The following is a 19,274-nucleotide window of genomic DNA, read 5'->3' as shown; positions in this document are numbered from 1 at the left end:
TTAAGCGGCCATACACCAAGTGGCCGCCGATGGCAACGACAGGTGACCCCGCCGACGATCCCGCAGCGTCGGGGGAGTACGACTATCGAAGCGACGACGTCGACCGCCCGGGGATGGTCGACGACCTCGAGGAACTGATCGAGGGTGACGTGCGGTTCGATGACTACTCTCGACAGCTCTACGCCACGGACGCGAGCGCCTACGAGATGACCCCTGTCGGGGTCGTCTTCCCCACCTCGACCGCCGACGTGGCCGCTGCTGTCGAATACTGCGCCGAGCGCGAGGTGCCGATCCTTCCTCGTGGCGGCGGAACCAGTCTCGCCGGCCAGACCGTCAACGAGGCGGTCGTCCTCGATTTCTCGCGGCACATGACCGACGTGATCGAGACCGACCCCGATGGCCGGCGGGCCCGCGCACAGCCGGGTGTCACGCTCGGGGACCTCAACGCGGAACTGGAGTCCCACGGCCTGAAGTTCGCTCCCGACCCCGCGTGGGGCGATAAGAGCGTCCTCGGAGGCGCCATCGGTAACAACTCCACCGGCGCCCACTCACTGAAATACGGCAAAACCGACGCCTACGTCGAGGAACTGGAGGTAGTGCTGGCCGACGGAACCGTGACCACCTTCGGCGAGGTGTCGCTCACGGAACTCCGCGAGGGGGCCGACCCCGAGGGCACCATCGAGGAGCGCATCTACGCCGCGGTCGTGCGAATCGTCGACGAGGAGGCCGACGAGGTGCGCGAGCGATACCCGGACATGAAACGCAACGTCTCGGGGTACAACCTCGACATGCTGGTCGACGAGGCCGCGTCGGGGTCGGTCAACCTCGGCCGCCTCCTCGCCGGGAGCGAGGGAACGCTCGCAGTCGTCACCGAGGCGACCGTCTCGCTCGAACCCGTCCCGGAGACGAAGTCGGTTGCCCTCCTGACCTACGACGACCTGCTTGACGCGATGGAGGACGTCGCGCCCATCCTCGAACATGACCCCGCGGCCGTGGAGGTGATGGACGACGTGTTGCTCGACTTAGCGCGGGACACCGCGGAGTTCGCCGACGTGGTCGGGATGCTTCCCGAGGGGACGAGTTCAGTCCTGCTCGTGGAGTTTTACGCCGAAGACGACGACGACGGCCGCCGGAAGGTAGCAGACCTCATCGCGGACCGGGTCCCCGACGGCGACCCCGCGGCGACCCCGGGTGACGGGGCGGCCGAGCGGACGGACACCCCGCAGGTCGCGCAGGCGGCGATGGAGGCCCACGACGCCGAGACGCGGGCGAAGTTCTGGAAGATGCGAAAGTCCGGACTGCCGATCCTTCTCAGCCGGACTACCGACGAGAAACACATCGCGTTCATCGAGGATACGGCCATCCCGGCCGAGAACCTTCCCGACTACGTCGCCGACTTCCAGGCGATACTCGACGAACATGACACCCTCACGACCTACTACGCCCACGCAGGGCCGGGCGTCCTCCACATCCGCCCGCTGGTCAACACCAAGACAGTCGCGGGCGTCGAGGAGATGGAGGCCATCGCCGACGCCGCGACCGACCTCGTGGTGAAATACAACGGCTCCGTCTCCGGCGAACACGGCGACGGCCGCGCCCGTACCCAGTGGAACCGGAAGCTGTACGGTGACCGCCTCTGGAAGGTGTTCCGGGATCTGAAGAGCGCGTTCGATCCCAACTGGCTCCTGAACCCGGGGACGGTCTGTGGCTACGCCGACGACGAGCCGATCCCCGACGGCCTGGCCAACCGCGCGGCCGTCGCGGACATGACCGAGAATCTCCGCTTTGGCTCCGACTACGAGTTCGACGCCGGCTTCTCGACGACCCTCGCGTGGGACAACGAAAACGGCATGCAGGGCATGGTCGAACTCTGTCACGGCTGTGGCGGCTGTCGCGGCCCCCAGGAGACGACCGGCGGCGTGATGTGTCCGACCTACCGCGCGAGCGAGGAGGAGATCACCGCCACCAGAGGTCGGGCGAACCTGCTCCGGCAGGCGATGAGCGGCGACTTGGACGCCGACGCTACCGACGTGGAGTTCATGCACGAGGTGCTCGACCTCTGTATCGGGTGTAAGGGCTGCTCGAAGGACTGCCCGAGCGAGGTGGATCTCGCGAAGCTGAAAGCGGAGGTGACCCACGAACACCACCAGCGTCACGGCGCCAGCCTGCGGGATAAGCTGTTCGCGAACGTCGACCGCCTGAACGCGTTGGGCTCGGCGTTCGCACCGCTCTCGAACTGGGCGGCGAAGGTACCCGGCGCCCGAACGGTGATAGAGAAGACCCTCGGTATCGCGAAAGACCGCACGCTACCGACCTTCCACCGCGAGTCGCTCGTCGACTGGTTCGACGACCGGGGCGGCAGTCGCGTTCCCGAGGCCGAGGCCGACCGCCACGCTCTGCTCTTTCCCGACACCTACACTACGTACAACCACCCCGAGTCCGGGAAGGCCGCGGTCCGGATCTTGGAGGCGGCGAACGTCCACGTCCGCATTCCGCGAGACGTGAGCGGGAGCGGCCGCCCGCCGTTCTCGAAGGGCTTTCTCGACCGGGCTCGCGAGCAGGCGGCGACGAACGTCGACGCCCTCGCGCCCCGCGTCCGCGACGGCTGGGACGTGGTACTGGTCGAACCCACCGACGCCGTGATGTTCCAGTCGGACTACCGCGACTTGCTCGACGGCGACGACGTCGAAACCCTCGCGGACAACGCCTACGGGGTCATGGAGTATCTCGACGCCTTCCGCCTCGACGAGGCGCTGGAGACGGAGGCGGACGGGTCGCTGACCTACCACGGCCACTGTCACCAGAAGTCGACACAGAAGGATCACCACGCCGTCGGCGTGTTGCGGCGGGCGGGCTACGCGGTCGACCCCCTCGACTCCGGCTGTTGTGGGATGGCCGGCTCCTTCGGTTACGAGGCCGAACACTTCTCCATGAGCAAGGCCATCGGGGCCATCCTCTTCGACCAGGTGGACGACAGTCCGGGCGAGGAACTCGTCGCGCCCGGTGCCTCCTGCCGGACACAACTCGGCGATCACTACGACGCGGAGCCGCCGACACCGGTGGAGAAACTCGACGCCGCGCTCAGGTAGGATCGAACGGCGTCGCCGCCGCCCACAGGCGGTCGTGACACGCACGCGCCCAGCGTGTCGCCGCGGGCGCGTCGGTGCCGAGAAAGCCACTCGGGGTGCCGTCGCGGTAGACCACCAGCCCCATCTTGGGACCGGACGGCGTCTCCGCGAGGACGAGCGTCACGGGGTCGTCCCGGTCGACGTGACGGATCGCGACGCGCCCGCTCGCGACCACCTCGCGCATGTCTCCGGGCCGAGCCGCCGCCTGCCGTTCGAGCACCCGCTCGGTCGTGACGAACGAGCCGGTCATGCCCGCCTCCGTGACCCGGTTGTGATAGCGCTGTGCGTGTCGGGAGAGGAATCGTCCCGTATACACCGACACGTGCGTCGCCGTCCCGATCAGGTCCGCGACCGCCGAAACCGGACGGCTGGGTGCGTGTGGCGTCGCCTCGATCAGCGTCGCCTCGTCGAGAATCGCCGGGTCGAGGTCGAGACCGATCTCGACCCCAGCAAACAGGGGGGCGGCCTCGGCCAGCGTCTCGCTCCGTCGAGTGTGACGGTCGTACACCCCGACGGCCAGTCGTCCGGACGGCGTCGTGTGGTATCCCGACTGTGTCGCCTCCACGAACCCGGCCGCCGACAGCTCGCGGACGGCTCGGTCGACCGTCGACCGGGAGACGCCGAGTCGGTCGACGAGCGCCGCCTTTGTGACCTCCCCCTCGTCGAGCGCGCGGAGTGTCTCGATCCGTCGGGCGACGACCGCGGCCGGTGACGGATCGGTCATCGACCCCCGCCCGGCGACCTGATCCGCCGCCTCGATAGACAATCAGCACAATAGTTATATATCACGTTTCAACGAGTGAGGTTTTCGCCGCACGACAACATCAAGTCGTCGATGGCTGTACTCCTGTACGCCGGGGTGCCTCTGACACACGGGGTCGTGGCGGGTTGCCCGGCCCGCCATTCGATCCGGCACCGTACCCCCGACGGGGATGCCCGGCCCCGTCGGCGTCGGTGCCCCCGGTCGCCCGACAGCGGTCGGGATCACCCTTTCATCGCGTCGCGGTGTGCGGACTCGACGGTCGCTGTCAACGTCGACAGCGACGGAGCCATCGCGAGGTGAGCGCGACAGTCACAGTCCGAGGCGCCGAAGCCGTCGACCGGCCCGTCGGGCAGGCGCTCGGCGACGGCACACTCGACGTCTGCGCCGCCGGACGTGACGACGGTAGCCAGATCCGTCGCCGGATGGCCGGTGAGGTAGTCCACGTGCCAGTGGCGGGTGTCGCTCTCGCCGGCCGCGAGGCGGCGGTGTCGGTCCACGCGGGCGAAGCCGCCACTCCCGAGAGCGCTCCCGGTGTAGGCGTAGGCGCCAGCGGGAAAGTGGTGGGTGCCCAGCGCACCGACCTCGATGTCCACGTCGCGGGGCAGTTCGAGGAGTAGCGTGTAGGTGCCGCCGTCCGCATCGGTCATGGTTACACCCGGGCGGTCGAGAGCCAAAGATCGACCGGAACCGGTTTGTTCGCGTCGTCCCGAGCGGAGGGCGTGGACGACGTGGTCGACCGACTGCGAGAGCGTGGGGACGGAGCGGTCGCGGACTACCGGGTGGTGCCGGAACGCGACCCGAGCTACGCCGACTGCGATCTGGAATCCCGGCTCGCGGGCGCGCTCGCTGACCGCGGGGTCGACCGCCTGTATCGCCACCAGGTCGACGCCATCGAGGCCGTCCGGGACGGCCGCAACGTCGTGCTGGCGACGCCGACGGCGAGCGGAAAGAGCCTCGCGTACACCGTGCCGGCGTTCGAGCGGGCGATGGCCGACGGGGAGCGCACGCTGTATCTCGGCCCACAGAACGCGCTGATCGCGGACCAGGCCGCGAGCCTGAGCGACCTCGCGAAGGGGCTGGGGTTCGGCAGCCGGGTCTCGGTGGACACCTACACCGGCCGACTCTCCCAATCCAAGAAACGCGAGGTCCGGGACCGGCGGCCGACGGTCCTACTGTCGAATCCCGACATGCTCCACTACGGCCTACTCCCGCACGGCCACCGGCTGTGGGAGTGGCTGTTCTCGTCGCTCTCGCTCGTCGTCGTCGACGAGGTACACGGCTACCGCGGCGTGTTCGGGAGCCACGTCGCGCTCGTACTCCGGCGCCTCGCCCGACTCTGTGAGCGGTTCGGGAGCGACCCCCAGTTTGTCTGCTGTTCGGCCACCATCGGCAATCCCGTCGAACACGCCGCGCGCCTCACCGGCCGCGAGGCGTCGTCGTTCGCGCTCGTCGACGAGGACACGAGCGGTCGGGGGCCGCGCCACTGGCTCCTCTGGAACCCGCCCGAGTACGAGGGCGACCGTGGATCGGGCCGTCGTCGGTCGAGCCACGTCGAGACGAAGCGGCTATTCGCGGACCTCGTCGCGGCGGACCACCAGACCCTCGCGTTCACCCGAGCGCGACAGACCGCCGAGCGGTACGCGACCGAGAGCGCCGACGCTCTGCGCGACCGGGGCGAACACGGGCTTGCGGGGCGGATCGAGGCCTACCAAGCCTCGTTGCGCGACGAGCGTCGCCGCGAGGTTGAGGATGGACTCCACGAGGGACAGGTGGCGGGCGTCTGGTCGACCAGCGCGCTCGAACTCGGTGTCGACGTCGGCGGCCTCGATGCGGTCCTCCTCGATGGCTACCCCGGCACCCGGATGTCGACGTTCCAGCGTGCCGGGCGGGCGGGGCGGGGATCGGACCCCGCGCTCGTCGCCCTCGTCGCCGGCGAGGACCAACTGGATCAGTATCTGATGAGCCAGCCCGACGACCTCTTCGATGGCGACCCGGAGCGGGCGACCGTCGACCCCGAGAACGACCACCTCCTGCCGGATCACGTCGCTGCAGCGGCGACGGAAAACTGGCTCTCACAGGGGGACGAGTCTCACTTCGGCGAGGGCTTTCCCGAAATCGTGGCGGACCTAGAGGCGGCCGGGCGCTTAGAGCGCCGGGAGACCGAGGGTGGCGTCCGCTGGACCCACGCCGGCGACCGGAGCCCACAACAGGGAACGAGCCTCCGGAGCGCGGACGACCGCGAGGTGGATCTGCTGGCGGACGGCGACGTGATCGCCACGCTGGGGCTTGACGACGCCCTCCGGGACGCCCACCCGGGCGCGATATACCACCACCAGGGGCGGTCCTACGAGGTGACAGAACTCGACCTGGACCGGGACGTGGCGACCCTCCAGTCGACGTGGGCGGACTACTACACCCGGGTGCTGACCGAGAAGTCAGTCGCGGTTGAGCGGGACCGCGAGTCGACAGCACTGTCGGCCCGGCCCGAGACGGCGGTCCACCTCGCGGACGTGACCGTCACCGAGCGGGTGACAGGGTTCGAGCGCCGGGACGCGAGTCGGGGCGAGACGCTCGGCCGCGAGACCCTGGACCTGCCGGAGACGACTCTGCGGACGACGGCGCTGTATTTCACCGTCCCGGCGGACGTGGAAGCGGAAATGCGGGCGCTCGGTGACTTTCTCGGCGGCATCCACGCCGCCGAACACGGCCTCATCTCGCTGTTTCCCCTCCATCTCCTCTGTGACCGGGCGGACGTGGGCGGCCTCTCGACACCGCACCACCCCCACACCGGCGCGAGCACTGTCTTCGTCTACGACGGTCACCCCGGCGGTGTCGGCCTCACCCGCGGCGGCTACGAGCGGATCGAACCCCTGCTCGCACGGACCGAACGGCTGATCGACGACTGCGACTGCGCGGGTGGCTGTCCGGCCTGCGTCCAGTCGCCACACTGTGGCAACGCCAACGATCCGCTGGCCCCCGAACCGGCCGTCCACCTCCTGTCGGCCCTGAGTGAGGCGGACTAGTCGTCCCCGATGAGGAGGTCGCCGGGGCTGGCCGGGTGCTCGGTGTCGAGGCCCCGGTCGTCGTCGCGGTCGTGGGCCGCGCGGACGGCGTCCATGAGGACCGACTGGGTGGCCCGGGACGGCTCGTCGCCCGGCGTCCGCTGATCGTAGCTCCCGTCGGCGTTCATCGTCCAGCAGGTGCGGTTGTCGTTGCGCACCACCTCGAGAATAAAGCGGAGTTGCTCACGGAGGTCGGGGTCGTCGACGGGGGTGACAGCCTCGACCCGGTGATCGAGATTGCGGGTCATCCAGTCGGCCGACCCGAGGTAATACTCCGGACTGCGGTCGGCATCCGGGTCGCTCGCTCGCGCCCCGTTCTCGAAGTAGAAGATACGGGAGTGTTCGAGGAACCGACCGACGACGGAGTAGACGTCGACGGTGTCGCTGACGCCCTCAATCCCCGGGCGGAGCCGACAGATGTCGCGGACGATCAGGTCGATGTCGACCCCAGCCATGGAGGCGCGGTACAGTTCGGCGACGATGTCGGGGTCTTCGAGCGCGTTCATTTTGGCGACGATGCGGGCGGGACGACCGTCGCGGGCGTGATCCGCCTCCCGACGGATCAGGTCGGTGAACCGCTCGCGCATGGTGACCGGCGCGACCAGCAGTTTGCGGAACTCCTCGTCAAGCGAGGGGCCGGTAAAGAAGTTGAAAACGGTCACCAGATCCTGTCCGATGTCACGGTCGGCGGTCAGCAGTCCGAGGTCGACGTAGCCTTTCGCCGTCTCGGAGTGGTAGTTCCCGGTGGCGATGTGGGAGTACAGCGAGACGCCATCGTCCTCTTCGCGGACGACCAGTGCGGTCTTTGTGTGTGTCTTCAGGCCGACCGTTCCGTAGGCGACGTGGATGCCATGTTCCTCCAGTTTTCGCACCCACTGGAGGTTGTTCCGCTCGTCGAACCGCGCCTTGAGTTCGACCATCACGGCCACCTGTTTGCCGTTGTCGGCGGCGTCGATCAGCCGCTGGATCACCTGCGAGTCGCTCGCGGTGCGGTAGATGGCCGCCTTGATCGCCAACACGTCGGGGTCGTTGGCGGCGGCGTCGAGAAAGCGCTGGACGGTCCCCTCGAAGGAGTGATACGGGTGATGCAGGAGGACGTCGTCGGCGGCGATGGTGTCGAAGAGATCACTCCCCGTGAGAGACGCGTCGGCGCTCGCTCCGTCTTCGAAGCGCGGATGCGGGAGCGGGGACCACGAGTCGCGTGTGAGATCCGGCCGGTTGAGGTCAGTTAGCGTCGTCAAATCGCGGTAGTCGAGGGGACCAGATCGGTGGAACACCTCTTCGGGGTCGAGGTCGAGTTGCTCACGCAGGAGGTCCACCATCGCCGGCGGTGCGTCGGCGTCGATTTCCAAGCGAACCGCGGTGGCGAAGCGACGCTGTTCGATCACCTTCTCGATGGCCTTGATGAGGTCCTCGGCGACTTCCTGGTCGTTGCGGACCTCGGCGTTACGCGTGATCCGGAAGGTGGCGGTGTCGACGATTTCGACGTTCGGCATCAGCAGATCTAGATGGGCGCAGATGAGGTCCTCGAGGAGGAGATACCGCGTCCCGTCGGTCACGGGGACGAGTCGCGGCCGGTTCTGCGGGATCTTCACGCGGGTGAACGTCGGGTCCGCGCCAGATTCGTGACGGACGTACGCCCCAATCGAGAGGCTGAGGTTCGAAATAAAGGGAAAGGGGTGGGCAGGGTCGAACGCGAGCGGCGTCAGCGTCGGCAGGACAGACTCCTCGAAGTAGTCCCGCATACGGTCGCGTTCGGCGGCCGTAAGATCGTCGTGGTCGACGATTTCGATCCCCGCCGCCGCGAGCGCAGGTCGGATCGTCTCGCGGTAACAGTCGGTCTGTCGGTCGAACAGCGGGCGGGTCATCTGGAGGATCTCGGCCCACTGCTCGCGAGGGGTCCGTCCGTCGACCGTCGGATCGGTGACGCCCGCGTCGATCTGCTGTTTCAACCCCCCGACCCGCTTCATGAAGAACTCATCGAGGTTCTTCGTGAAGAGGCCGAGAAAGCGTACCCGCTCCAACAGGGGGGTCCGCTCGTCGAGCGCCTCGTGGAGGACGCGCCGCTGAAATTCGAGGTGGCTCAACTCCCGGTTCAGATAGAACTCGGGGTCGGACAGATCGGGCGTCGACTCGGGGACGGTGTCCGTGTCGTCGGGTCCGGTCATGGGAGTGGGGTCGCCGCCGTCGGCGGATCGAATGAGCGGAGACAGCAGCGACGGAAAGCGGTTGGTATGATGACTCTATCGGGCTACAGAGTCATATATACTCTCGGTGCGGAGCGACAGTTACTTTAGGTGCCCCTAAAGACGAACGTGTGATGAGCGAGGACGTCTGTGTGATCGTGCCGACGATCAGGGAGTACGAATGTGTGCGGTCTTACGTCGCGAACGCCGAGCGACACGGGTTCGATACGGACCGACTGGAGTTCGTGTTGGTGACCGAGGACCACTGCCCGACCGCGGAGATGGCGGCGATGCTCGACGATCTGGGCGTCGCCGGCGAGGTGTTCGACGGGAGTCGGCGCGAAGCGTGGCTGGCCGAACGGGGCGTCGGTGAGTACGACCACCTGATCCCGGCGCGGAGTCACGCTCAGACGAGTTTCGGCCTGCTGTATCTCTGGGCCCACGACCACCCCTACGGAGTGTTCATCGACGACGACACACGGCCACACGACGACGTCGACTTCTTCGGAACACACCTCCGAAACCTGCACGCCGACCGCACCGTCGAGTCGGTGCGATCCGACGAGGGGTGGGTCAACGTGCTCTATCACGAGGCCGACGACCACGGACTCTACCCTCGCGGCTACCCCTACGCAGCCATGGACGAGCGGGTGGAAACGGGGACGACCCACGTCGACAGCGTGGTCGCCTCACAGGGGCTGTGGACGAACGTCCCCGACCTCGACGCGGTGCGCATTCTCATGGACGGCGACCTACAGGGACAGGCGGAAACACGGCTGACGGCCGCGGATTTCGGCCCCGACTTCGTCGCCGAACCCGGCCAGTATCTCACCGTCTGCTCGATGAACCTGGCCTTCCGCCGGGAAGTCGTGCCGGCCTTCTACCAGTTGCCGATGGACGACAACGAGTGGTCGGTCGGCCGGTTCGACGACATCTGGAGCGGCGTGTTCCTGAAGCGGGCCGCGGACCTGTTGGGCAAACAGATTCTGACGGGCGACCCGCTCTGTCGGCACGACAAGGCACCGCGATCCACCTTCGACGACCTGCACAACGAGGTGGCGGGGCTCGAACTCAACGAGCACCTCTGGAAACTGGTCGACGGCGCCGAACCGACCGGCGAAGTCACGTACGCCGACGCCTTCGCCGCCATGGCCGACGCGCTGATCGACGCGGAGGCGGACTACCGTAACGGTGACTTCCTCGCACACGTCGGCGAGTATATGCACGACTGGCTGGCGTGTCTCGACGAACTCCAGTCGGTCGAGCGCGCGGTGCCGGCCGACGACTGACGATTCGCTCCCCGGCGACTGACGACTCGGTCAGCTGAATCGGCAGGTATAAGTGTTTTAGGGCGGCCTAAACAAACTATGGAAGACGATACTTCGTCGTCCCTCCGACGGCGTCGGTTCCTCGCGACTGGTGCGGCCGCGGCTGTCGGTGCGCTCGCAGGGTGCAACGGGTTGCCCGGTGGGAGCGGTGGCGGCAGCGGCGGCAGCGGCAGCAGCGGCGACGGCGGCGGAACGCTCAGCCTGAGTTCGTTCCGCGGGTCCGGGCCACTCGTCGAGAACCGGGCGTCGCTGAGCGGCACCCGGATCGCCGACCTCCCCGACCTCTCCGGCGAGCTTACCATCTACCTCGGCGGCGGCGAGGGCGGGCTGTACCGCGACCTGCTCGCGATGTTCTCACAGATCTATCCCGACTTCACCGCCCGACCCCGCGAGGGTGGCACCGCACAGCTCGCAAACACCATCATCGAGGAGGGGGAGAACACCCCCGCCGACGTGTTCTGGGCGGTCGACGCAGGCTCACTCGGTGCCGTCGACGAGGCGGGCATGACGGTGGACCTCTCGGGCGACGTCGTCGAATCGGTCCCCGAGGAGTTCCATCCCACCGGTCGGTGGGTCGGAACGGCGGGCCGCGCCCGGAGCGTTCCGTACAACACGAACGCGCTCTCCGCGGCGGACATCCCGGACACGGTGATGGATTTCCCTGAAACGGACGGCCTCGTGGAGTCGATGGGTTGGGGACCAACCTACGGCGCGTTCCAAGCGTTCGTCACGGCGATGCGGCTCATCGAGGGCGAGTCCGCGACCCGTGAGTGGCTCCAGGGCATGCTCGACGGCGGGGTCACGGAGTACCCCGACGAGTTCCTGACCTCCAACGCCGTCGCGGACGGGGAGATCAACGCCGGCTTCGCCAACCACTACTACGCGTTGCGAGTGCGTTCGGCGCGCTCGAACGCGCCGCTCGATCTGGCCTTTACCAGCGGCGACGCGGGCGCGCTCATCAACATCGCTGGCGCCGCCGTCGTCCAGGGAACCGACCAGTCGGAACTGGCTCAGAACTTCGTCCGCCACCTGCTCACGGTCGAGGCACAGGAGTTTTTCGCCACCCGGACGTTCGCCTACCCGATGATCCCCGGCGTGCCACCGGTCGGCGGTCTCCCCACCATCGACGAGTTGAACCCGCCGTCCATCGATCTGCAGGAGCTAGCAAACGTCGAACCGACCCTCCAACTCATGCGAGACGTGGGCGTCCTCTAGGCGATGAGTCGCGAGGACACCGGCACCCGGCGGGCGGTCGACCGACTCCGGGAGGCCGCCCGCTCGCCGACACGCGACGGGTCGAACCGACTCGTCGCCGGGGTGGCCGTCCTGATCGCGGTGACGGTCATCTCACCGCTCCTGTGGCTGTTCCTCCGGGCGGCCGCGGTCGGTCCACGGGAGGCGCTGTCGATCCTCGTTGCCCCCTCGACGCTCGACGTGTTCGTCAACAGCGTCGCGCTCGTGGCGTCGGTCACCGGCCTCTCGGTCGCGCTCGGCGTGCCACTGGCAGTGCTGACGGTGTTGAGCGACCTGCCGTTCCGTCGGGTCTGGACCGTGGCGCTGTCGCTCCCACTGGTCGTCCCGAGCTATCTCGGCGCGTTCGCGTTCGTCTCGGCGTTCGGTCCACGGGGCGAACTCGCCGAACTCCTGTCGCCGCTCGGAGTCACGATTCCGACCGTCTACGGCTTCCAGGGTGCGACGCTCGTCCTCGGCCTCTTTGTCTACCCCTACGTCTTCCTGACGACCCGGGCGTCCCTGCTCTCGTTCGACACCGAGCAGTTGGAGGCGGCACAGACGCTCAATCACGGCTTCCGGTCGGCGTTCCGCCGCGTCGTCCTGCCACAGATTGCGCCGGGGATGACCGCCGGCGCTCTCCTCGTTGCCTTCTACGCGCTGTCGGACTTCGGGACGCCCGCGATCATGCATTTCGATACGTTCACGCGGGTGATCTACGTCCAGTACAACAACTTCGGCCGCGGAACCGCGTCGCTGCTCTCGATCCAGTTGCTGGCGGTGACCGCGCTAGTGCTGTTTCTCGAATCCCGGCTCGGCGACGCCGGCGGCGACGGATACGGTGGGGGCGTCGTCGGCACGGACTCACCCGTCGCCTCGCTCGGGTGGGCGAAGCTCCCGGCGCTCGCGTTCTGTGCGCTCGTCGTCGGACTGACGCTCGTGATTCCCGTCGCCATCTTCGGCATGTGGCTGCTGCGGAGCGGCCCCGGCTACGCATCCGGCGGCATCGGCTTCCAGTGGGACTTCGCGATCAACTCCGTCTACGTGTCCGTCTTCGCCGCGGTTGGGACGGTGCTCGCGGCGCTTCCCATCGCCTACGTCTCCGCGCGTTCGGACTCCCGGATCGCTCAACTACTGGAGCGGTCGACGTACGTCGGCTACGCCGTACCGGGAATCGTCCTCGCGCTCGCACTGGTGTTTCTGGGGGCGAACTACTTCCCCTGGCTCTACCAGACGCTCCCCTTGCTGGTGTTCGCGTACATCGTCCGCTTTCTGCCCCAGGCGGTCGGATCGACCCGGTCGTCGGTGATACAGGTGGACGCGAAACTGCTCGGCGCGGCCCGCACCCTCGGGGAGACACCGCGGGGCGCCTTCCGGCGCGTGACCCTGCCGCTGATCGCCCCCGGACTCGTCGCGGGCGCCGCGCTTGTCTTCCTGACGACGATGAAGGAACTGCCGGCGACGCTCATCCTCCATCCGACGGGCTTTACAACCCTCGTGACCTACATCTGGCGTGTGCAAGAAGCGGGCTACTACGGGCGAGCCGCGCTCCCGGCGCTGGTACTGGTCGCCGTCTCAGCGCTCTCGATGATTCTGCTCTTGCGACAGGAGGGGGACGATGCCTAACGACACACTAGAGATACCTCGTCGAACGACGACGAACACGGCGGAATCGACGCCAGACGCGTCGGCGATGCTGACACTCGACGGCGTGACGAAGCGCTACGGCGCCGAGGCGGCAGTCGACGACATCGACCTGACGGTCCGTGACGGCGAACTCCTCACGCTTCTCGGCCCCTCGGGGTGTGGCAAGACGACGACGCTCCGCATGATCGCCGGCCTGACGATGCCGACGAGCGGACGGGTCGGCGTCGACGACGAGACGGTCGCCAGCGACGGCGACGGCGTCCCCCCCGAGCAGCGGGACGTGGGCATGGTGTTCCAGGAGTTTGCCCTGTTCCCGCATCTGACCGTCGCCGAGAACGTCGGCTTCGGCCTCGACGACTGGGACGCCGACGAGCGGGAACGCCGGGTGGCTGACCTCCTGGACCTGGTCGGCCTCTCGTCGTTCGCGGACCGCTCCCCGGAGAACCTCTCGGGTGGGCAACGACAGCGCGTCGCACTCGCCCGGTCGCTGGCGCCCGAACCCGAGGTGCTCCTGCTCGACGAGCCGTTCGCCAACCTCGACATCCGCCTTCGCGAACGGATGCGCGAGGAGGTCCGCCGGATCATCAAGGAGACGAACGTCACCGCCGTCTCCGTCACCCACGACCAAGAGGAAGCCCTCTCTATCTCCGACCGGGTGGCGGTGATGAACGACGGCCACATCGAGCAGGTTGGCCGCCCCGAGGCGGTGTTCGAACACCCGAAGTCTCGGTTCGTCGCCGACTTCCTCGGACAGGCGAGTTTCCTCACCGGCCGGCTCGCGGAGAACAACATCGAGACCGGTCTCGGAACGCTCTCGGCGGATCTACTCCAGGGGTTGACCGCGGACTACGACGGCGCCCGGATCGACGTGCTCGTCCGACCGGACGACCTGCGGGCGACGCCGTGTGACGACGACCGGCGAACCGGCAACGGCACGCTCGTCGGCCGCCAGTACACCGGCCCCTCGTTCGTGTACGGGGTCGAACTCGATACGGGCGATGTCGTCCACTGCGAGCACAACCACTCGACCGAGCACGAACTCGGCGAACGGGTCACGGTCGACCTAGTTGCCGACCACACGCTGGCGTGGTATCCCGCGGAGTGACCGAAGAGACGGCGTGGCTCGGTCCCCGAACCTACCGCCTGCTCGCCGCCGCCCTCGCCATCGGCGGCGGATTACTCGTTCTGCTGGTCGCCACGCGTCTGTTTCCGTACCACAGCCTCAACCACGACGAAGGCGTCTACCTCCAGCAGGCGGCGATGCTGCTCGACGGCCAGGTGTTCCTGCGGCCGCCCGTCGCGGAGGCCTACCGCCCGTGGTTTTTCGTCCGGGCGCCCGACGGGGCACTGTACGCGAAGTACGCCCCCGTTCCGGCGGCGATGTTCGCCATCGGCGAACGCCTTGGCGGCTACCGCCTCGCGCTCGCGGGGATTGCGGCGGGGAACCTCGCGCTCACCTACACGCTCGTCACCGAAGCCTTCGACCGCCGTCGGGGGCTGCTCGCAGCCGCCTTCCTGCTTGTCTCGCCACTCTTTCTGATCGAGTCGGCGGTCTTCCTGCCGTACGCGCCGACGACACTCCTGAACCTCGCGTTCGCGGTGGCGTACTTCCGCGCCCAGCGAACCGGGAGTCTCCGGGCCGCCGCCGTCGCCGGCCTCGCCGTGGGTGGTGCCTTCTTCGCCCGCCCCTACACGGCCGTCCTCTTCGCGACGCCCGTAATCGTCCACGCGCTGTGGACGCTTCGTGGCCTCGGCCACGACAGCGTCGCTCGGCAGACCACGACCGCGGCGTTCGGCCTCGTCGGGGTCGGTGCGGCGCTCGGGTACAACGCCCTCACGACCGGCGATCCCACAGTGTTTCCCTACGAGGCGTTCGCTCCGCGGGACGGCCTCGGCTTCGGCCAGCGTGAGATCCTCGCGTACTCACGGGAGTACACCCCCGAACTCGCGCTTCGGGCCAACGGCCGGGTGCTCGCGCTCCTGTTCGGCGAGTGGGTCGCCGCCGGCCCCGTCGGGACGCTCTTAGCGGCCGTCGGCGTCGGTAGCCTCCTCGCCCGCCTGGCCCGCGACCGGTCGGCCGACCCGCGTCGTCTCGTCCTCGCCGGCCTGTTCGTCTCGGTGGCCGCCGGCAACGTCTACTTCTGGGGGAACGTGAACGTCCTCGGCGACCTCGGCCAGGCCAACGACGGCCTGGTGGCCCACCTCGGGCCGTACTACCACTTCGACCTGCTGGTGCCGACCGCCGCCTTCGCCGCCCACGGGGTCGTCGGCGGCGGCGAGCGACTCCGAGCGGCGCTGGCGTCGCGAGTCTCCGAGGGCGCCCGGCGACGCCGGATCGGAATCGCTATCGCGGCCGTCTGCCTCCTCGCGTTCGCGATGCCGGCGGCGACGGCACTCGCCAGCCCCGTCGAGCGCAACGCCGAGGTGACCGACACCTATCGGAGCGCGTACGCGCCTGTCAACGGGATCGAAGACGGGGGACTCGTCTTCCTCCCGACGCCGTACGGTGACTGGATGAATCACCCGTTCCAAGCGCTACGCAACGATCCCGACTTCGACGGCGACGTGGTCTACGCGCTCCGGGAGCGCCAGTTCGACGTCGTCGACGCCCACCCCGGGCGGACGCTGTATCGCTACACCTACCGCGGGACGTGGGTCCCGACGGCGGGGGAGACGGTTCGCCCACGAATCCAGCCCGTCGATCACGTCGCCGGCGACCGGGTCGTCCTCGACCTGCGTCTCGGCGTCCCACCGGGTGTCGAACGCGTCTCCATCCGCCTCGAATCCGAGGCAGGGCAGGCCTACTACGTCACGAACGGCACGCCCACACTCGCCACCCCGTCGCTGGTCGTCGGCGACGGCCGCGCCCGCCTCCGCGGCGTGACACCCGTCAACGGGAACGCGACGGTTCCGGTCGACGACCGTGACGACCTGCAGGTGACGGCCTTTGCCGACTACGGTTCGGGCAACGGGTTCAGCTACCGGCTCGAGGTGCCGACAGCGACCGAGGGCGACCGAACCCGCGCTCTGACGCCATACGTCGAGGTCTGTCGGCAGGCGCTCCGGTGTGGCGGCGAGGCGGCGTACATCCCCGACGCGGCGCGTGATGGCGTCGTCGTCGAACACGACCTCCGGGCGACGAACGCGACGGCGTCGGCCGATCCCGCGCTCACAGCAGCGTCAGCCGGGTCGTGAAAAAGGAGTCCGCGGCGTCCACGAGGGCGGTCTCGGGGTCGCCGCTCGCGTCGACGGGGGCGCGGGCGACGGGTTCGCGGTCCAGGTCGTCGAGGACGGTTCGCTCGCCGAGGAGCACGAGTCGATCCGGGTCGCGCGCGTCGAGGACGGCACGACAGTCGTCGAGGTGGCCGTCGACCTGCTCCTCGCGACGCCGCTCGAACCGGGCCTGCGAGAATCCACCCTTCGAGTGACGTCCCTTGACGTCCGTCTCGACCGTCTCGACGTCGACGAGCGAGCCACCGTCGTAGCGGCCGACGGCGAACAGATCCGAGCGAACTAGCGCGACGGCGAGGCCGTCGGGCGGGCGAAACCAGTCGGGGTCGAGGCGGAAGCCCTCGCCCCACTCGACGAAGGGATCGGGCGCGAGCGGTGGGTCGAGAGCGACGCTCACGAGGCCGGCGTCGTCGACACAGACGAGCGCGGGTGCGACGTCGTCGAGAAGCGCCGCCCGGTCGCCGATGGCGTCGTCGACGGCGTCGCGGTCGGGGGGTGAGGCGGCGTCGTTCGCCAGGCTATCGGGCGGTGCCCGCTCCGCGCTCGCCCCGCCGACTCCGCCCGCGCCGACCATCGCGGTCAGCGCTCCTTCGGACGTCGTCGAGAGGCTTCGGAGGCGTGCAAGCACCTCGTCGCGTCGGTCGCCGCGCAGGTCTTCGGTGCCGCGCGGGGTGAGCGACGCCTCGCGGTCGTCGCGTTCGGCGTCGAGGCGGCCCTCCAGGTCAGCGATGCGGTCCTCGAGACGATTGACCCGCTGTTCGGCTTCCTGACGGGCGGTTGCGGCCTCGGCTCGGCGGTCGCTCTCGGCGTCGAGTCGACGTTCGAGGTGGCGCTTTTCCTCTTCGAGTTCCTCGATGCGCGCCTTCAGTTCGGCCCGCCCGAGCAACGAATCGAGCATGAATAGGTAGGCGAGCGCGGGGGCCTTCTACCCTGCGACCGCGACCCGTCTACACGGCCTCGCCAGCGACACCACCAGGCTCGTACCCCGAATACCGGAGGAGTTCGGCGGCGCGGTCGGGTTTGGCGAGGAACACCTCACATCGGTCGGGGAGGTCCGTCTCGGTGACGGTCGGGGGCAGGCCGAGCGTCCCGGAGGGGACGCCCTCCTCGCCGAGCACCGGGAAGTGACGCCCGTCGAGTTTCATCACGAGCGGCGCATCGAGGCGTTCGACCCCCTCGCCCGTCGAATAGAGGCGTTCGTTCATCCGTTCGTGGTCCGTCCGGTGGATGACGGCGTGGTCACCGTCGCGGGGCTGGACGTACAACCGTCCGAGGTAGTAGCCGGCGGAGAACTCTTCGAACATACGGTTCGGTACACGTTACCATACCCCGTGATATAACTCTTGTCGGGAGGATTTATTACGAACCGCTCTTAGCGTCGATTCTTCATCGACCAGACGGCGACGATGCCGAGGAGGACGGCCGGCGCCATGGGGAGAACGAGCATCGCCGTGCGGTAGTGAGCGCCGAGGACGCTCCCGCCGGCAGGCCAGAGGTAGATGGCACCGGGGACCCCGAGAACGGCGAGGACGACGGCCGCGACGAGTACCCACCCGACCCATCCGAGGTCCGTCTCGCCGTCCGGAGGGTCGCTCGTGCGCGACACGTCCCCGCCGGGTTCGACAACAGGGCGGTCGTCGTCGCTCACCGTCGGGACCCGCTCTGACCGCTACACAGTGCTCTCGGGGGTCGCGAGGGCGCCCGGCCGCCGCGTCGCGCGTTCCGGCCGCCAACCGGATCGGACGCCACGTCGGAGTCGCTCGCGTCGAGGGTGTAGGCCACATAGACCGCGTGCATACCCGTGAAAACCACCGCGACCGACAAAACGCTGTGGTTCCGGCGAGACCGGGGTATCCGCCTCCACCGGCCGGCGTCCCCGTTCCCTATCCGCTCGTCGTGTCCGTACTCCCGCAGTCGGGGCACCGCTGGAGCGTCCCGAGCGACGGATGGGTCGCGGTGTCCCAGTCGTCGCTCCCGGCGGGCGCCGCGAACCCACACTTGAAACACGTTACCTCCGTCCCGCTGGATGCGTCGACCATACGCGTGCGTACGACCGTCATCGGCAAAGTGGTTACTCGTCCAATATGTCGCGCGCCTCTCGGGGACGGTTTTTGTGGGCGGCTCCCGAAGCCACGCTCATGGCTGACGATCACGGACACGACGGCGGTGGCGACGACCACGACCACGAACACCACCACCACGACGTCGAGACCCTCGGTGCCGCGGTGGTGACCGTCACCTCCTCGCGTGGCTTGGACGACGACCCGGCGGGCGACGCCATCGCAGCGGCGTTCACCGACGCGGGCCACGAGGTCACCACCCGGGAGCTGATCCCGGACGACTACGACCGCGTGCAGGCGACGCTGAAGCACCTCGCCGGACGGGACGACGTAGACGCGGTGGTGAGCACCGGCGGCACGGGCGTGACGCCGGACGACGTGACCGCCGAGGCGGCCCAACCCCTGTTCGGGAAGACGCTCCCGGGCTTTGGCGAACTCTTTCGCCGGCTCTCGTACGACGAAATCGGGACGAAGGTAGTCGGGACGCGGGCGGTCGCAGGGGTTGTCGCGGGGACGCCCGTCTTCTGTCTGCCGGGAAGCGAGAACGCGGCGCGACTCGGGGCCGAGGAGATTATCGTGCCGGAGGCCGGCCACCTCTCGGGATTGGCGGGGCGTGAGACCTGAGACACGCACGAGGCC

General features: G+C 68.4%; 16 protein-coding genes. 8 read left to right on the top strand and 8 right to left on the bottom strand.

Annotated features, from left to right (window positions below; all coding sequences use genetic code 11):
- The first annotated feature begins 29 nt into the window (after positions 1-29).
- Complete coding sequence (locus NO878_RS15410; RefSeq protein ID WP_256406858.1) at positions 30-3,089, top strand: FAD-binding and (Fe-S)-binding domain-containing protein; 3,060 nt, start codon at positions 30-32, stop codon at positions 3,087-3,089.
- On the opposite strand, the gene NO878_RS15405 is transcribed toward NO878_RS15410, so the two are convergent.
- Together NO878_RS15405 and NO878_RS15400 are read right to left on the bottom strand one after the other, a co-directional pair.
- A complete protein-coding gene (locus NO878_RS15405; RefSeq protein ID WP_256406857.1) occupies positions 3,082-3,852 on the bottom strand; it encodes a helix-turn-helix transcriptional regulator in 771 nt (256 codons plus the stop codon). The two genes, NO878_RS15410 and NO878_RS15405, sit on opposite strands and share 8 nt — an antisense overlap.
- 260 nt (positions 3,853-4,112) lie before the next feature.
- A complete protein-coding gene (locus NO878_RS15400; RefSeq protein WP_256406856.1) occupies positions 4,113-4,538 on the bottom strand; it encodes a GIY-YIG nuclease family protein in 426 nt (141 codons plus the stop codon).
- Between the two features lie 72 nt (positions 4,539-4,610).
- On the opposite strand from NO878_RS15400, the gene NO878_RS15395 reads away from it, so the two are divergent.
- Positions 4,611-6,914, top strand: coding sequence for a DEAD/DEAH box helicase (locus tag NO878_RS15395; protein ID WP_256406855.1), 2,304 nt, complete (start codon positions 4,611-4,613; stop codon positions 6,912-6,914).
- On the opposite strand, the gene ppk1 is transcribed toward NO878_RS15395, so the two are convergent.
- Entirely contained in the window at positions 6,911-9,121 is a 2,211-nt protein-coding gene (gene ppk1, locus NO878_RS15390) for a polyphosphate kinase 1 (RefSeq protein ID WP_256406854.1), read from the bottom strand. The genes NO878_RS15395 and ppk1 overlap by 4 nt on opposite strands.
- A 152-nt stretch (positions 9,122-9,273) precedes the next feature.
- On the opposite strand from ppk1, the gene NO878_RS15385 reads away from it, so the two are divergent.
- The 5 genes from NO878_RS15385 to NO878_RS15360 all read left to right on the top strand — a co-directional run bounded on the left by NO878_RS15385 (position 9,274) and on the right by NO878_RS15360 (position 16,539).
- Complete coding sequence (locus NO878_RS15385; protein ID WP_256406853.1) at positions 9,274-10,428, top strand: alpha-1 4-glucan-protein synthase; 1,155 nt, start codon at positions 9,274-9,276, stop codon at positions 10,426-10,428.
- 78 nt (positions 10,429-10,506) lie between these two features.
- Positions 10,507-11,682: an extracellular solute-binding protein gene (locus tag NO878_RS15380; protein WP_256406852.1), complete on the top strand. Its 1,176-nt coding sequence runs from the start codon at positions 10,507-10,509 to the stop codon at positions 11,680-11,682.
- A gap of 3 nt (positions 11,683-11,685) precedes the next feature.
- A complete protein-coding gene (locus NO878_RS15375; RefSeq protein ID WP_256406851.1) occupies positions 11,686-13,323 on the top strand; it encodes an ABC transporter permease in 1,638 nt (545 codons plus the stop codon).
- Positions 13,316-14,449 (top strand): ABC transporter ATP-binding protein, encoded by a 1,134-nt coding sequence (locus NO878_RS17345; RefSeq protein ID WP_379823359.1) that lies wholly within the window; start codon positions 13,316-13,318, stop codon positions 14,447-14,449. The genes NO878_RS15375 and NO878_RS17345 overlap by 8 nt, the downstream gene beginning before the upstream one ends.
- On the top strand, positions 14,446-16,539 hold the full coding sequence (locus NO878_RS15360) for a DUF7846 domain-containing protein (RefSeq protein WP_256406850.1): 2,094 nt from the start codon (positions 14,446-14,448) through the stop codon (positions 16,537-16,539). The genes NO878_RS17345 and NO878_RS15360 overlap by 4 nt, the downstream gene beginning before the upstream one ends.
- On the opposite strand, the gene NO878_RS15355 is transcribed toward NO878_RS15360, so the two are convergent.
- The 5 genes from NO878_RS15355 to NO878_RS15335 all read right to left on the bottom strand — a co-directional run bounded on the left by NO878_RS15355 (position 16,514) and on the right by NO878_RS15335 (position 18,614).
- Positions 16,514-17,473, bottom strand: a complete 960-nt coding sequence (locus tag NO878_RS15355; protein ID WP_256406849.1) for a Vms1/Ankzf1 family peptidyl-tRNA hydrolase — start codon at positions 17,471-17,473, stop codon at positions 16,514-16,516. The two genes, NO878_RS15360 and NO878_RS15355, sit on opposite strands and share 26 nt — an antisense overlap.
- A 49-nt stretch (positions 17,474-17,522) precedes the next feature.
- Positions 17,523-17,879, bottom strand: coding sequence for a DUF5802 family protein (locus tag NO878_RS15350; RefSeq protein ID WP_256406848.1), 357 nt, complete (start codon positions 17,877-17,879; stop codon positions 17,523-17,525).
- Between the two features lie 68 nt (positions 17,880-17,947).
- The gene (locus NO878_RS15345; protein ID WP_256406847.1) at positions 17,948-18,223 is read right to left on the bottom strand and encodes a DUF7977 family protein; all 276 of its coding nucleotides are present in this window, start codon (positions 18,221-18,223) and stop codon (positions 17,948-17,950) included.
- The gene (locus NO878_RS15340; RefSeq protein ID WP_256406846.1) at positions 18,220-18,372 is read right to left on the bottom strand and encodes a hypothetical protein; all 153 of its coding nucleotides are present in this window, start codon (positions 18,370-18,372) and stop codon (positions 18,220-18,222) included. Before NO878_RS15340 ends, NO878_RS15345 begins: the two co-directional genes overlap by 4 nt.
- A gap of 86 nt (positions 18,373-18,458) precedes the next feature.
- Positions 18,459-18,614: a hypothetical protein gene (locus NO878_RS15335; RefSeq protein WP_256406845.1), complete on the bottom strand. Its 156-nt coding sequence runs from the start codon at positions 18,612-18,614 to the stop codon at positions 18,459-18,461.
- 99 nt (positions 18,615-18,713) lie between these two features.
- Between NO878_RS15335 and NO878_RS15330 the strand changes: the two genes are divergently transcribed.
- Positions 18,714-19,259 carry a MogA/MoaB family molybdenum cofactor biosynthesis protein gene (locus tag NO878_RS15330; RefSeq protein ID WP_256406844.1) on the top strand — a complete coding sequence of 182 codons (546 nt, stop codon included), beginning with the start codon at positions 18,714-18,716 and terminating at the stop codon, positions 19,257-19,259.
- The last annotated feature ends 15 nt before the right edge of the window (positions 19,260-19,274 follow it).

The organism is Haloplanus ruber (assembly GCF_024494725.1).
Classification (GTDB): Archaea; Halobacteriota; Halobacteria; order Halobacteriales; family Haloferacaceae; genus Haloplanus; species Haloplanus ruber.
This window is presented reverse-complemented; position numbering and strand designations above follow the sequence as displayed.